This is a genomic window from Bacillus sp. BC08 (assembly GCF_054326875.1).
In genome coordinates this window covers 643,908-659,834 of record NZ_JBTGPA010000031.1, presented here as the reverse complement: position 1 = coordinate 659,834, position 15,927 = coordinate 643,908, and the positions used below count along the sequence as shown (strand labels likewise).

Annotated in this window: 11 protein-coding genes and 1 pseudogene; 10 read left to right on the top strand and 2 right to left on the bottom strand. The window is 32.4% G+C overall.

Features of this window, described 5'->3' with window-relative positions:
* Positions 1-113: 113 nt before the first annotated feature.
* The 8 genes from ACXVYO_RS13975 (at position 114) to ACXVYO_RS13940 (ending at position 10,423) form a co-directional block, all read left to right on the top strand.
* Positions 114-1,280 carry a hypothetical protein gene (locus ACXVYO_RS13975; protein ID WP_458467489.1) on the top strand — a complete coding sequence of 389 codons (1,167 nt, stop codon included), beginning with the start codon at positions 114-116 and terminating at the stop codon, positions 1,278-1,280.
* Positions 1,281-1,544: 264 nt separating this feature from the next.
* Positions 1,545-2,231, top strand: coding sequence for a response regulator transcription factor (locus ACXVYO_RS13970; RefSeq protein ID WP_270732803.1), 687 nt, complete (start codon positions 1,545-1,547; stop codon positions 2,229-2,231).
* Entirely contained in the window at positions 2,228-3,310 is a 1,083-nt protein-coding gene (locus tag ACXVYO_RS13965; protein ID WP_242252768.1) for a HAMP domain-containing sensor histidine kinase, read from the top strand. Before ACXVYO_RS13970 ends, ACXVYO_RS13965 begins: the two co-directional genes overlap by 4 nt.
* A 520-nt stretch (positions 3,311-3,830) precedes the next feature.
* The gene (locus ACXVYO_RS13960) at positions 3,831-5,144 is read left to right on the top strand and encodes a D-alanyl-D-alanine carboxypeptidase family protein (RefSeq protein ID WP_458467488.1); all 1,314 of its coding nucleotides are present in this window, start codon (positions 3,831-3,833) and stop codon (positions 5,142-5,144) included.
* A gap of 355 nt (positions 5,145-5,499) precedes the next feature.
* Positions 5,500-6,093 (top strand): SGNH/GDSL hydrolase family protein, encoded by a 594-nt coding sequence (locus ACXVYO_RS13955; protein ID WP_458467487.1) that lies wholly within the window; start codon positions 5,500-5,502, stop codon positions 6,091-6,093.
* A 422-nt stretch (positions 6,094-6,515) separates the two neighbouring features.
* A complete protein-coding gene (locus tag ACXVYO_RS13950; RefSeq protein WP_458467486.1) occupies positions 6,516-8,483 on the top strand; it encodes a penicillin-binding transpeptidase domain-containing protein in 1,968 nt (655 codons plus the stop codon).
* A 589-nt stretch (positions 8,484-9,072) separates the two neighbouring features.
* Entirely contained in the window at positions 9,073-9,606 is a 534-nt protein-coding gene (locus ACXVYO_RS13945; RefSeq protein ID WP_000435495.1) for an RNA polymerase sigma factor, read from the top strand.
* On the top strand, positions 9,596-10,423 hold the full coding sequence (locus ACXVYO_RS13940) for an SH3 domain-containing protein (protein WP_458467485.1): 828 nt from the start codon (positions 9,596-9,598) through the stop codon (positions 10,421-10,423). Before ACXVYO_RS13945 ends, ACXVYO_RS13940 begins: the two co-directional genes overlap by 11 nt.
* 46 nt (positions 10,424-10,469) lie before the next feature.
* Here the strand turns inward: ACXVYO_RS13940 and ACXVYO_RS13935 are convergent, their stop codons facing one another.
* Positions 10,470-12,191 carry a peptidoglycan D,D-transpeptidase FtsI family protein gene (locus ACXVYO_RS13935; protein WP_458467484.1) on the bottom strand — a complete coding sequence of 574 codons (1,722 nt, stop codon included), beginning with the start codon at positions 12,189-12,191 and terminating at the stop codon, positions 10,470-10,472.
* A 350-nt stretch (positions 12,192-12,541) separates the two neighbouring features.
* On the opposite strand from ACXVYO_RS13935, the gene ACXVYO_RS13930 reads away from it, so the two are divergent.
* Both ACXVYO_RS13930 and bla read left to right on the top strand, forming a co-directional pair.
* Positions 12,542-14,677 carry a peptidoglycan D,D-transpeptidase FtsI family protein gene (locus ACXVYO_RS13930; protein WP_458467483.1) on the top strand — a complete coding sequence of 712 codons (2,136 nt, stop codon included), beginning with the start codon at positions 12,542-12,544 and terminating at the stop codon, positions 14,675-14,677.
* A 200-nt stretch (positions 14,678-14,877) separates the two neighbouring features.
* Positions 14,878-15,828, top strand: coding sequence for a class A beta-lactamase Bla1 (gene bla, locus ACXVYO_RS13925; RefSeq protein ID WP_458467482.1), 951 nt, complete (start codon positions 14,878-14,880; stop codon positions 15,826-15,828).
* Between the two features lie 7 nt (positions 15,829-15,835).
* Here bla and ACXVYO_RS13920 read toward each other — a convergent pair.
* Positions 15,836-15,913 (bottom strand): annotated as a pseudogene (locus tag ACXVYO_RS13920) (undecaprenyl-diphosphatase); the annotation flags it as partial.
* Positions 15,914-15,927: the final 14 nt, after the last annotated feature.

The following is a 15,927-nucleotide window of genomic DNA, read 5'->3' as shown; positions in this document are numbered from 1 at the left end:
ATTTATTATAGCTATTATATAAAACTTGGTCTGCACTAAAAGAGTGTTAATAAACATAAAACTTGTACACCTTATTCATCATAAGGATTATCGTTTTAGAAAAGGAGTGTATCTTGAAAAGATTTTTAAAGTTAATTTTAATTTTATTAGTAATATTTATAGGAATTATGTTGGGAAGCATAATTTTAAATAAAACATATCATACTGAGTTTAAGTCTTTGGATAACACAGATCAAAACATGTTAAAAGAATTATCTACTATTTATAAGAGCTTCGAAGAATCGAGTGATAAACTTTGGAATGAAGATTATCGCTTCGAAAAAATGCCATTGGTTCTGATACGTAGTAATAAAGACGGGGGATTCTTTAGACAAGAAGCTTATGCAGTTAATGTAACGGGACTAGAAAATAGTATTTTTGCAAAAGAGATAAAGGTCTCAAATTCTCTGCATCTGCCTAAAGTCTATCGATTAACTCGTTTTGATTTTAGAACAATTTCTACCTGGATTCCTTGGAACTTTGGGACAATAAAAATGAACGATATGGATGTGTTTTATTTAAAGTATTATCCTAAAATGTTTAGTAATCCAGATTTATATTTTGATTTTTCTTCTTTCTTATTGCATGAAGCTTTTCATGCATATAAACAAAAAGATTGGACATTTGATGCAAATGGTGGAGAGTTTATTCATGAATATCCGATTAATAAAGAAAATTACGCGCTAATGGGATTAGAATTTAAGCTATTAGATAAAGCGATGATTGATACGAACCCAGAAAGTATTAATAAGGTATTATATGATTGGACAATTGTACGTAACTATCGCGTGAAAAAATGGCCTCAATTAATTGGAGAAACAAAAACGGAAGCGATAGAAGGTTCAGCACGATACTTAGAGTATCGTTATAGTAAGTTAACTGGTGGAAATCTTATGGTACTTGCAAAGAAACAGAAGCCATATCATGTTACTTTTATGGAGGCGTTTAACTTTATTGCTAATGGACAGGCAGAATCTCCAAAGTTTTTAGAACGGAATATGAAATATGAGACTGGTTCAGCGCTTGAATTAAGCATGGATAAAGCAAATATACCATGGAAAGAAGCTATTGAAGATAGTGCAATCAAACAAGGAAAGACACCATATGAAGTATTAAATATGTACTTTAATATAAATAATACAACCACAATTGAAAATAAAATTAAAGAAATTAAAGAGAATAATGACTATGAAACACTTTTAGAAAAAGGAGAAAAACTGGTGAAAATAAGTAACAAGTAAAAAATGAGATTTGAAAAATAATGGTGTAATAAAAATTAATTAAAATAAGGATTCATAAAGCAATTATTTGTTATTAAAAGTTAAACTTTATGAAGAAAAAATATTAATTGTAAATGGATCTTAAGAAAATTGTAAGACGTTATCTTTTATACTGATTATATTATTTTTGTTCTTTCGATTACAGGTTTACAAAAGGGCGTATAAAAATGTACCACTTGCTTATGCTTTTAGTTGTTCAATATGAGAAAATTGTGGAGGAATTAAATGGAGTCAAAAATTCTTATTGTTGATGATGATAAAGAGATTAGAAATCTTATCTCTGTATATTTGGAAAATGAAGGTCTGAAAACTCAAAAGGCTGAAGATGCTATTGAAGCGTTAGAACTGTTAGAAGAAAAGCGATTCGATCTTATTATTTTGGATGTTATGATGCCAAATATGGATGGTATTGAAGCGTGTATGAAGATTAGGGAAGAAAGAAATATGCCTATTATCATGCTTTCTGCAAAATCAGAGGATATAGACAAAATTCAGGGTTTAGCCTCTGGTGCCGATGATTATTTATCAAAACCGTTTAATCCGTTGGAGTTAATCGCTAGAGTAAAATCCCAATTAAGGAGGTTTAAAAAGTATAATACAAATACAGATAATGATAAAAGTATACTAGAAATTGGTGATTTGACCATAAATACAGATACACGTCAAGTATGGATAAGAGGTACGGAAGTAAGGCTAACTCCAAAAGAGTTTGATATACTCGAACTACTTGCTCGTAACAAAGGGATTGTTCTGAGTGTTGCAAAAATATATGAAGCAGTTTGGAAAGAGGTTTTTTATAAATCGGATAATACCGTCATGGTACATATTACGAAAATAAGAGACAAAATTGAAGAAGATTCTAAACATCCAATTTATATTAAAACTGTTTGGGGGATTGGGTACAAAATATGAAGAAGGTTAGGTTTAGAAATAAGATAATTATAAAACTTCTTGGTGCTGTTGCAGTTAGTTTTTTTGTTTCGTTTGGTTTAACAATCCTCACTTTTATATATATCATAATTCCATTAACTCTAAATCACTATCTTGATAATCTTAGTGCATTTGAAAATAATATGCTTACATTTCTTATATTCGCGTTAGCAATCTTTACTTTTATAATCATTTTTTTAATATTGGTTCGAAAGAAAATAGTATATTTGAAGCTCATTTCTGATAATGTGAATGATATTGCCAATGGAAAACTGGGTTTGACAATTGAGATCGAGGGAAAAGACGAATTGACTCAACTTGCTCAAAATATTAATTACATGTCCAAGGAATTGGAGAATACATTTGAACAGGAAAGACGATTGGAACGTACAAAAAATGAACTCATAACCAACGTATCTCATGACTTACGCACACCATTGACATCTATTATCGGTTATGTAGATTTATTAAAAAGAGGGCAATACGACAGTAAAGCACAATTACAGGAATATCTCGAAACCACTTATTTAAAATCACAGAGATTGAAATATCTAATTGATGAACTATTTGAGTACACCCGTTTATCAGACAACGATGCCAAGTTAAACTTTAATGAAGTTGATTTATCGGGTTTGTTGGAGCAAATAGTTGGGGAATACACTCCTATATTCGAAAAGGAAAGTTTAATTGTTCAAAAATCAATAACGGAAGAAACAATACCTATTTTCATGGATGTAGAAAAAATGGTACGTGTTTATGAAAATCTGTTTATGAATGCGATAAAGTACAGCATGAAGCCATCCAAATTATTAATATGTCTTGAAGTAATTGATAATAAGGCAATTTTGAAAGTATCAAATAAAGCTGAGAAACCACCTGTTAGCGATCCAAATAAATTATTTGAGAGATTTTTCAGAGGCGATAAGGCAAGAAAAGATAATCAAGGAAATGGATTGGGACTCGCTATCTCAAAAAGAATTGTTGAACTTCATAATGGTAATATACATGCAGAATATAAAGAAGGTTGGATATCTTTTATTGTTGAACATCCGATCATATAGAATGGCTTATGGAATGAAAAGTTCCATAAGCTTTTTTTAAAACTTAAGAAACTATTTAAGTTAATAATTCAAATAGGTCATTCATAGTAGACATGATACTAACAAGTTAATTTATTATTTTTATAAAGTAATTAATAGAATGAGGGGGGAAGTTCAATGATATGAATAATGGAAGAGACGATAGTAAGTTTAGCAACCGGTGTGCTTCGAAATTTAATCGGGACACACTGGTTTTATTTTTTATAAATGTGGAACAAATGTATTACTTATATTGTCTATTAAGTGTAATCCGAATAAATATGAAAGTACGAATCATTTTGAAAAATACAAAGGTATTAAAAAGAGGGATATGTGTGGGAATACTAAGTGTCAGTGTGCCTAATAGGGTGGGATGAGATGTTTTATATGAAAGTCGTCCTAATGTCATATATGTATATAGAATTTGATAACACTGTCTATTTTTGAAGGATTATGTTAGAATAACGCTTTTTTGAGTACAAAGATATTGGAGGTAAGAGAATTGAAAGGTATGTTTTACAAAAAAATCATTGTAATAGTAACAGTGCTTACAATATTTTGTAGCATAGTTGTTACATCTGGAAGAGCAACAGCAGAAACAGTTTCTGCTATAGATGTAGAAGCAGGATCGGCAATTTTAGTAGAAGCAAATTCCGGGAAAATTTTATATGAAAAAAATGCAGATGAATCATTAGCAATTGCTAGTATGACAAAAATGATGAGTGAATATTTAGTTCATGAAGCGGTGGATAAAGGGAAACTTAAATGGGATCAAAAAGTTAAAATCTCTGAATATGCATATAAGATTTCGCAAGATCGCTCATTATCAAACGTTCCATTAGAAAATGGTGGCTCTTATACAGTAAAAGAGTTATATGAGGCAATGGCAATTTACTCTGCGAACGGTGCGACAATTGCTTTAGTTGAAGAAATTGCTGGAAAAGAAGCCGATTTCGTGAAAATGATGAATGATAAGTCAAAAGAGTTTGGAATGAAAAATTATAAATTTGTAAACTCTACAGGCTTAACAAACTATGATTTAAAAGGACATCACCCAGAAGGGACAACTCCAGACGAGAAAAATAAAATGTCCGCAAGAGATTGTGCGATTTTAGCACAACGTCTGATTCAAGATTTTCCGAAAATGTTAGATACTGCAAAAATCCCTAAAAAAACATTCCAACAGGGTGGTAAGTATCCAATTGATATGACGAACTTTAACTGGATGTTAAAAGGTTTAATTAAGCAATACGAAGGTGTAGATGGGTTAAAAACAGGAACTACCCCAGAAGCTGGTGATTGTTTCACTGGTACAGTAGAAAGAAACGGTATGCGTCTAATCTCTGTCGTGATAAAAGCAAACTCTCATGCAGCACGTTTTGATGAAACGAAGAAATTATATGATTATGGATTTGCGAATTTTGAAATGAAGAAAGTTTATGGAAAAGATTCAGTAGTATACGGGCATGAAACAGTGCGAGTAGCAAATGCAAAAGACAAAGATGTAGTAGTTCAAACGAAGCAAGCTGTTTCACTTCCGATACCAAAGAACAACAAAGACGTATATAAAAAAGAATTTAAAGTATTGAATGAAGAACAAGAAGCACCTATTAAAAAAGGTGTAACAATTAGTAAAATGATTATCTCGCCTAAAGATAGTACAGATCCTGGGTTCTTATTAGGTAAATCATTACAAGTAGACCTTGTAACAAAATCTGATATAGAACAAGCAAATTGGTTTACACGTTTTATGCGTAACATCGGATCTTTTTTTAGCGGTATGTGGTATAGTGCGGTTGATATAGTAAAAAGCTAGTTTTATAGTTTGAAACAAAAAGTTTCAAACTATTATAGATTTTTATGTTGATGGCTTGGAATTGAAGAGGGCATTATTTTTTCAAATTTGTCCGTCGGAACTTTTCGTATTGCTATCAGGCTAAAATAAATTTGTATCCATATAATCAAAAGGCGCTATTCTTTTTGTAGAAATATACAAAAAGGATGGCGTTTATTTTGATTTTTTGATTCAAAGCACTCTAGTACAAGGATAGTTTAATAAAGTTACACAGCATAAAAGAAGATTCATTATTCAATTAAATTACAATGAAAATAGATATACGCTGTGAACTATTATATAGTATAGATATGAATAATAAAAAGGGGGATTACATATGTGGAAGCGATTTGTAGCGATTGGTGATAGTTTTACCGAGGGCATAGGGGATGAAGTTGAGGGAATTGCATTAAAAAGCTGGGTAGATCATTTTGCTCAAATTTGTGTAAACGATTTAGAATATGCTAATTTTGCAAAGCGTGGGTTAGTAACGAAAGAAATTCGCTCACAGCAATTGGAAAAGGCATTAACGTTTAATCCAGATTTAGTTAGTCTAATTGCAGGTGCAAACGATGTTTTAAAAGGACGTTGGAATCATCAAGAATATAAGAACGATATGGAATTTATGATAGATACATTAAGTAAAACAGATGCTGATATTATTATAGCAAACCTTCCAGATTTTACAGTTCGGCTTCCATTTTCTTCTGAAAAAAACCAAATGTTAAAAGAACAATTATTAGAGGCAAACGAAGTTATACTTTCACTGAGTAGAGAGTATAAGTTTCATCTTGTTGACTGTTGGAATCATCCATTAGTTAATGATAATTCGCTTTGGTCTACGGATTTAATTCATCCAAACTCAAAAGGATATGTAAAAGTTGCTGAATTAATTCATAGTAGTTTACCTGTACATGACTCTTCTAAATAAGCTTATAGAGTGAACGAATCCCCAGTCGCATACAGTACAGGGATTTTGATCCGAAATAGAAGGATATACAGCATCTATAAAATAAACTTTAAGTAAATCTTTTTTATTGTATACAATTTGTTATTTTTTGTTGAAGGACCCTTAGAATAAGGGTCCTTTTTTGTATTAAATATCTACAAAAGGGATAAGAACGGGGAACCTAAACAAAAGGATAGTTTAAATAATAGTGTTAAATTGATCCGCTACTTTTGTTTGTAAGAATCTTAAAATCTTCTCTTTCGAATGTAACTTGATCATAAATTAAATTTTTTAGTAAATGTGGAACAATTTCATTACTTACACTGTCTATTAAGCGTTACAACATTTTTTATTTAATAAATCAAGAAAGGAATAAACATTTTTAACTAAGGGAGAAGATTGAATTGAAAAAATTATGGATGCTGCTTTTCTTTTGTTTTGCAGTTATATTAGTAGGATGTAATAAAAACGAACCGCCAAAACAAGCATTTGAAGAATATATCAATTTATGGAATGATAGAAAATTTGCAAATATGTATGATCATTTATCAGAACATGCCAAAAAAACAATTTCTAAAAAGGAATTCACAGAGAAATATCAAAAAATTTATGAAGGTATTGGCGTTAAGAATTTAAAGGTTAAAACGAAAGCAGAGAATGCTAAAGATAAAGAAGTTTTTCTTTTTGAAGTTAAGATGGATACGGATGGAGGAAAAGCTTCATTTATCCATGAAGCAAAACTTGTGAAAGAAAAAGAATCTTGGAAAATAGAATGGACACCAGATTTCATTTTTCCAGGTATGAAAAAAGATTACAAAGTACGTATGCAAATAGAACAAGGAAAACGTGGAGAAATATATGATCGAAATGGGAAAGGCCTTGCAACGAATGGTAAAGCGACTGAGGTTGGAATTATTCCAGAGAAACTAGGTGAAACGGCAGCGCAAACAAAAGAAATAGTGGCACAGTTACTGGATATGTCTATAGAAGAGGTCAATCAGAAGCTTACAGCGAAATGGATAAAACCAGATTCCTTTGTACCAATTGGTATTTTAAAAGAGGGAACTAGACAGAATGATTATATTGAATTAGAAGGAGTATCATCTCGCCCGGTAGATATTCGTACGTATTTATTAGGAGAAGCAGCGGCACACTTAACTGGCTATATAGGAAAGGTGAATGCAGAGGAGTTAAAATCACTTCAAAAAAGAGGGTATCAAGCTGATGATTTAATAGGTAAGACAGGTTTAGAGAAAGTACTGGAGAATAAATTGCGTGGTGAAAAGGGTGGACGTGTATTTATAGAAGATGAGAATGGGAAAGAGATTAAAAACGTAGCAAAAAAAGAAGCGAAAGCAGGGGGAGATGTTACGTTAACAATTGATGCTGCAATTCAAGAAAAAATCTATAATGAGATGAAAAATGAAGCGGGCTCTAGTGCAGCGGTCAATCCTAAAACAGGTGAAACAATCGCACTTGTAAGTAGCCCTGCTTATAATCCAAATACAATAGTTAGAGGGGCATCAAAGGCCCAACGAGAAGCATGGAATAACGACTTGAAACTACCAATGATGAATCGTTTCACACAAGCATTTGTACCAGGTTCCGTATTTAAAACGATTACAGGTGCAATTGGTTTGGAAACAAACACAATAAAACCTAAGGAAGAATTTAATATTCAAGGATTAAAGTGGACAAAAGATTCCTCTTGGGGAAATTATTATGTAACACGTGTGAAGGATGCAAGTCCAATTGATTTTGACAAGGCAATGAAGTACTCTGATAATATTTATTTTGCTCAACAAGCCTTGAAGATGGGAAAAGATAAGTATGTAAATGAATTTAAGAAATACGGATTTCATGAAAAATTACCAATTGAATACGAATTTCCTATTTCAATCATTGCAAGAGAGGGGATAAAAAATGATATTCAACTGGCAGACACAGGTTACGGACAAGGACAAGTATTAATGACACCACTCCATTTGGCATTAACATATGCACCGATTGTGAATGAAGGGAATATTCCGTCGCCTCATCTTTTAAAAGAAGCAAAAGTAGCGGGGAATTGGAAAGAAAATGTGGTTTCTAAAAAGAATCAAGAGATATTAAAGAGCGCATTAATAAAAGTCATTAATGACCCTGATGGCGCGGGGAGAATTGCTAAGGTTGATGGTATAACTCTTGCTGGTAAAACCGGTACAGCAGAACTGAAAGAGTCGAAAGAAGCTAACGGAAAAGAACTTGGATGGTTTGCAGCTTTTGATGCAAATGAGCCAAACATGATTGTTACCATGATGATCGAAGATGTAAAAGGAAGAGGGGGGAGTAACGTACCAGGTGAAAAAATAAAACATATTTTCCAAAAATAATAATTAATTATAAAGTAAAATCTTTTACTGTATTCATTGTTTGCTTAACACAAAGGTATAAATCATGCAAAACAAAGTATAAGTAAGCTTCGAAAAAGCATTCTTCTTAATCGAGAATGCTTTTTTGTTGTGGGTGTAGAAAGTTGATACCTCATCTTAATTTTCATTATTGAAAGGGTGACATTGTTGATAGTAAATAGAAGAGGTGAACAAATTGAAATGGACAAGTTTTAGACTAAAAAACCAGTTGTTTAGTAAAACATAAATAGAGCACACAAATAAGTATGCTCTAAGAAAAATAGGTGATACAAGTAGAGTGTTGCGTGAGACTCCCAAATAATAATCAGATTTTTACGAGTGTATTTTTAACATTGTATGTGTTACTTCTTTTTTAGGAGCCTGTCATGTGAGAGAATATATAGCTGATTATTTTATGAAAGTAATTACACGCCTTTACATTTTGGGGCGGATCTTTATCAAAAAAAGATAAACAATGGAACAAATACAACTTGTATCTTGTCTATATATTGAAACCATAATAAAAGCGAGGGTAGTTTTATGTTTATTCAAATAAGTTCGAGGTGTGGAAATGGAACAGAAGTTTATTGAAAAATGTAATCATGATGAGCTTGACTATGTTATAAACGATTATTGGCAAGATGTATGGAATTATTCATTTATTATTACGAAAGATCCACACTTATCAGATGATATCACGCAAGATGTATTTATAAAGGTATTTAAAAACTGGAATTCATTTCGAAAGGAGTCATCTATTAAAACGTGGATATTAAAAATTACAAGAAATACGGCAATAAACTATTTGAAATCCTCCTATTTTAAAAGGATATCTTTAGTAGGATTTTTTAGTGATGATAAACAATCTCCATCGGCAGAAAAAGAATTTTTTAATCAAGAGGAAATGAATGAAGTGTGGGATGTTGTATTAAAACTACCTAAAAAACACCGTGAAATAATAATTTTAGACGCGAAATATGAATTATCTTATGAAGAAATGGCCGAAACACTAGGAGTATCCATTGGAACTGTAAAATCTAGATTAAGCCGAGCGAGAAGTAAGGTTTCAAAATTAATAGGGGAGGGTAGTAGTGATGAACAATAAACAAAATCCTGACTGGTATAAACAGTTAAAAAAAGGCCCAATGGAGAATCGTAAAGATGAAGAAGAGTTTATTTTTAAAATAAAGCAGTCTATATATGAAAATAAGGAAGCGGATCTTGTAATACATAAAAGGCCGTTTCGTAAAAAAGCACTGCCTATTGTAGTGGTTTTGGTTTGTACAATGTTATTTGTTATTGTTCAACAACCTTGGCTTAATGATAATAAATCACCGGTCCAAAGCAGCACTCAAATTAAGCCTAAAACTAAAGATGAGTCTGCTCAAGATCCAACATTAAAACAATTTATGAATGAATTATATCAAAGTACAAATTCAAAAAATGAAAATGACTTGTATAGAGCGTTAAATGATGAAGTTCTATTTAAAGGGAAGAGTTATAAGAAGGATGAATTGAAATTTGATGAAGATATTTTTCATGAGTTGCAAGTTGCTCTTACCATGGGGGGAGAATTTACAAATGATACAAAGCAATCATACAAAGTACCAAGTGGATTGACAGAAGGTAACCAACCAAAGCAAGCGCATTATATATATGCAACGGTTACTGGAAATAAAACGAAAATTTTAGCTGAACCAAAGCGAGAATCACAAGTTTTATATGAAGTATCTAATGAAATGGTAAAAGCTTGGATTCCAGAAAAAGTGCAGAATAATGGATATATAAAAGTATCGACTATTAACGGTAATACTGGATATGTACAAAAAGAGTATGTTTTAACTGATATTAAATATTCATTTATGTTCGAAAAGAGTAATGAAGGTATATGGAAAATAATAAATATAGATTCTATATGGTAAAGAGGAAGGTTCACTTTAATGAACCTTCCTCTTTGTTTTTATTCTCTTATTGAAGAGTATTCCAATACTCTAAAATTTCTGATGTAACGAGAGCTGCGATGTTTTTTTCTGAATTACTACCAGGAATAACGACAGAAACGGCAATTTGTGGATCTTCGGTAGGAGCATATGCAATGAAAAGAGAATGGTTTATCATTCTTTCTTGCTCATTCGGAGCACCTGTTATGCCTGTTTTACCTGCGACATGGAAGGGTAAGTTTTTAATTTCCTCTATATTTTGGCTCATCCCACCTTGCACGACACTCCAAAAGTCCATCGGATAATGATTTGAACTTTCTAAAATTGGTTTAAACTTTTTTGTTTCCTTACCATTTTGATCAATAATAGCACTTACGATTTGAGGTTTATATTTATCACCTTTACTTGCTAAAGTTGCTGCATATTGAGCAAGTTGAAGAGGAGTGTGTACTTCATTTCCTCCCCAAGAGGCATTTAATAAGGCGGAGATACCATTTTCAAACTTGTTTGTTGGATGAAATTCATATTGTCCGTCTTCTTCAAAGGGTAAATCAATCCCAGTTTTAGAACGAAGGCCGAATTGCTTTAAATACTCTGTCCATATATGTGCAACTTTTTCTATATTCCCATTATTTTGGTTGAATAAGGGTAGAGCTACTTTTGCTGTCATAAATGTGTTAGATGAATTAATAATAGCCTGCCTCGGTGTAATCTCACCTGTGGGCGTTCCAGGTGCATTCGTAATGTTATTTTGATTATCATATTGAAAAGTACCTTTATCTAAATAAGTATCTTCAGGTTGAAAAAGCTTTTCGTTTAATCCAATTAAAATAGTAAGTGGCTTTATAGTTGAGGCCATATTTACATAAGATTCACCATACTTTAATTTTTGAATTGCTTTATTTTGCGAAAGTGATTTGAGGTTTTCTTTTTTAGATGATACTTGTTCATATAATGTATTTGGATCAAACACTGCTGAGTTGGCCATAGTTAAAATTGCGCCAGTTTTCACATCGGTTACCACAACATAACCAGCATTAACATCAGTTATTTTCTTGATTTGAGATCTTAATGCTTCCTCAGTTTTTTGCTGCAACTTAGAGTCTAAAGCTAGCCGGACATCTTTTCCTTTTTGTACTTTTTGCATGTTCCATAAGAACTTTTTATTATTCACTTTAAAAATAAGAGTTTTTCCGGGTTTTCCTTTTAAATCATTTTCATATTGTAGCTCAATCCCGCTTTTTCCAACGGGTACATTAAGGGCATTTTCTACATACCCAATTACTTGTGAACCAATTCCACGCTTAGGATAATATCGAATCACTTCATCTTTGATTATTACATTATTGGGTTTGTTTTTGTTTATGAATGCAAGTTCATTCTCAGTTATGTCAGAGTATAACGGTATATCATTCATAGTCTGCTTTTTACAAGATTGTTGTAATTGAAATTTTATGTCCTCTGTAGAAATGTCATGTTGAAACTCGCTTGAAAATTGATTGAAAAAAGCCAATGTGTTTGCTGCATCTTGTTTCGATAGCTTCTCATCATTAAAAGTGCAATATAGAGACTTAACTTTCTTATTTGTAGCTAGTATTACACCATTTCGATCAAGTATTTGTCCTCTTTCGGTCGAAGAAGTTTCGATAGTAATTGAAAAGAAATGGCTTTTTAACAAAATTATTAATATCAAACCTACAATAGAAAGAATCGCTATAAATCTCCATCTTTTTATTTTTGTATGTAACATAAAACCCTCCCTTTTTAGCTTATTTCATCTTATAGTTAATTATTTTTTTTGTAAATGTGGAACAACTTTATTATTTAGGTTGTCTATTAAGTATTACAGCATGAAGAAAGGAAGAATTAGTATGAAAATTTACTATTAAGTCTATGTGTAAGTTTAATATGAGTCATTATACAGTGTAGCATTTCTAATGCGAGCTACAAAAAAATAGAGAGAAAACAAGACGGGAGAGTTATGAATTACGTAGCTAAACGAAAAGGGATGGGTGCTAACAAGGATTTAGCAAAAAAGTCGAAACGATATTTATAATCAGTCATCGGTATGTAACATAAAAGGAATTAAATGGAGGATTTATGGGAAAACAAAAAGGAAAGAACAAGACGTATATATCTATACGATTAAATATAATGTTCCTTTGCATATTTTTACTATTCTCAGCTATTATTGTTCAGCTAGGAAAGGTGCAAATCGTAGAGGGAGAGGCTTATAAGAATCAAGTAGAAAGCAGTCAAAACGCAACTACTAGCATTCCAGTTCCACGTGGACAAATACTAGATCGAGAAGGGAAAACAGTTGTTAATAATAAATCTCTTCGTACGATTACGTATACAAGGGTAAAGGGAATTACTAGTAAAGATATTTTAAAAACAGCAAAAGACTTAGCGAAAGTGCTTGAAATGCCTGAACAAGATATAAATAAATTAACAGACATCGATAAAAAAGATTTTTGGATGCAGTTGAATACGAAACGTGCGGAGACAATGATTACGAAAAAAGATATAGAAAAGTTAAAAGATAAGGGAGTAGAGGGAAAAGAGTTAGATAAAAAAATAGAAGACTTAAGACGAAGTCGTGTTACAGAATTAGAATTGGCAGAATTAACAGCACAAGATTTAAAGGTGTTAGCTATTAAAAGTAAAATGAGTTCTGGTTATCAACTAACACCACAAATTATAAAAAAAGATGTAACAGATCAAGAGTATGCGCGAATAAGTGAAAACCTTGCTGAGTTTCCAGGAGTAGATGCAACAGTTGATTGGGAACGTAATTATGTAAATGGTAATTTATTCCGTTCTGTGTTGGGTAATATTACGAGTAGTGAAGAAGGGTTACCGAAAGAAAACTTAGATTCTTATTTGGTACGTGGATATAACCGTAATGATCGTGTAGGAAAAAGTTATATTGAACAACGATATGAAGATGTCTTACACGGTACAAAAGAAGAAATGAAAAACATTACTGATAAATCAGGAAACATTATAAACACAGAGATAATCTCTAAAGGAAAAAGTGGTAATAGTTTAACATTAACGATTGATATGGAATTACAAAAGAAAGTGGAAGAAAGTATAGAGAAAAATTTGAGAGCGTTTAAGAGTTCAGAGCCACTGTTGGACCGAGCTTTTGTCGTCATGACGAATCCAAATAACGGACAGATTTTATCTATGGCAGGCAAAAAGATTGTAGAAAAAGAAGGGAAATTAGAGATTGAGGATTTGGCATTAGGTAATATGACGACGTCGTATGAGCTAGGGTCAGCTGTAAAAGGTGCAACTGTATTAACTGGATATGAGACAGGGGCAATACAGCCAGGAGATCAATTTTATGATGCACCTATGAAATTTAAAGGTACACAAGCTAAGAAATCGTGGAATGTATCCGGATTTGGTAATATTAATGATTTACGAGCACTACAAGTATCTTCGAATGTATACATGTTCCAGACAGCTTTAAAAATTGCGGGCGTTAATTACGTACCAAATGGTTCATTGGATATAAAACAAGGAGCATTTGATACGATGCGCTATTATTTTAAACAATTTGGATTAGGAGTTCCAACAGGTATTGATTTACCGAATGAAATAGTTGGACAAACTAGAAAAGTAGATAGTCAGCCTGGGTTTTTACTAGATTTTTCTATCGGTCAGTATGATACGTATACGCCGTTGCAATTAGCACAATATATTTCAACGATTGCTAATGGAGGTTATAGAATGCAACCTCAAATTGTACAAGAAATACGAGAGCAATCAATAAAAGAAGAAGAGGTTGGCAAAGTTATACGCTCTATAGAGCCTGTCGTATTAAATCGAATTGATATGAAGACAGAACATATTAATCGAATAAAAGAAGGGTTTAGATGGGTATTCCAAGAAGGTGATGGAACTGGCGTGAAATATTTCAAAAATGCTCCATATAAACCAGCAGGAAAGACAGGGACAGCTCAAACTGTATATGGTGGAGATGATCCAATTGGTAGAAATGCGAAAGGGGAACGTATGGAATGTTACAACTTAACGTTAGTTGGATACGCCCCATATGATAATCCAGAAGTAGCATTCTCAGTAGTAGTCCCATGGCTTCATGATGATAAAAATGGTATTAATTCTATAATTGGAAAGGAAGTTTTAGATGTATACTTTGATTTGAAAAAGCAACGTATACAAGGTGAAACTACAAATACAAATAATCTGCATCAAAATCAATAAAACTTGTACATTTCTCTAAGGGCAAGAGATTCTGTTTATATAAAGGTCTTTATAAATAAAAATAAGATTTGAAATAAGAGATAGCGACGATGATTGTTGCTATCTCTTATTTTGTTAATGACTCTCATACTAGTTAATAATTTTTAAAAGTTTATGGAACAAACTTGTTTCGGTGATTGTCTATTATGTGTACGTAAAAAATGGTTAAGAACTTGAAAGGAATGATGATTTTGAAAAATAAGAGGATGCTAAAAATAGGAATATGCATTGGTATATTAGGTATAAGTCTTACAAGCCTAGAAACTTTTACAGGTGGGGCATTGCAAGTTGAAGCGAAGGAAAAGACAGGGCAAGTTAAACATAAAAAGCATGCGACATATAAAGAATTCTCTCAACTTGAGAAAAAATTTGATGCTCGATTAGGTGTGTATGCTATTGATACGGGTACACATCAAACAATAGCTTATCGACCTAACGAAAGATTTGCCTTTGCATCAACCTACAAGGCGTTAGCCGCAGGAGTATTGCTACAGCAAAACTCTACTGAGAAATTAAATGAAGTTATTACTTATACGAAAGAAGACTTAGTGGAATATTCACCTGTTACAGAGAAACATGTAGATACTGGAATGACACTAGGAGAAATTGCTGAGGCCGCCGTTCGTTCCAGTGATAATACTGCAGGGAACATTTTATTTAATAAAATAGGTGGACCTAAAGGATATGAAAAAGCGCTTAGACAGATGGGTGATCGGATTACTATGGCTGATCGCTTTGAGACAGAGTTAAACGAGGCTATTCCAGGAGATATTCGTGACACTAGTACAGCGAAAGCAATTGCTACGAATCTGAAAGCTTTAACGGTCGGAAATGCGCTTCCAGCTCATAAACGTAACATTCTTACAGAGTGGATGAAAGGAAATGCTACAGGAGACAAACTTATTCGTGCAGGCGTACCAACTGACTGGATAGTTGGAGATAAATCAGGAGCTGGAAGTTATGGGACACGAAATGATATTGCTATCGTTTGGCCTCCGAATAGAGCGCCTATTATCATCGCAATTTTATCTAGTAAAGATGAGAAAGAGGCTACCTATGATAATCAACTCATTGCAGAGGCAACTGAAGTTATAGTTAATGCTCTTAGGTAATAGTATCTCAATCCTTTATGGAATGTAATTGAAAATAAGAATGTGGAAAGCGATTCTTTTTAATGTAAAAAGAATCGCTTTTTGTATTTCTATAATGAA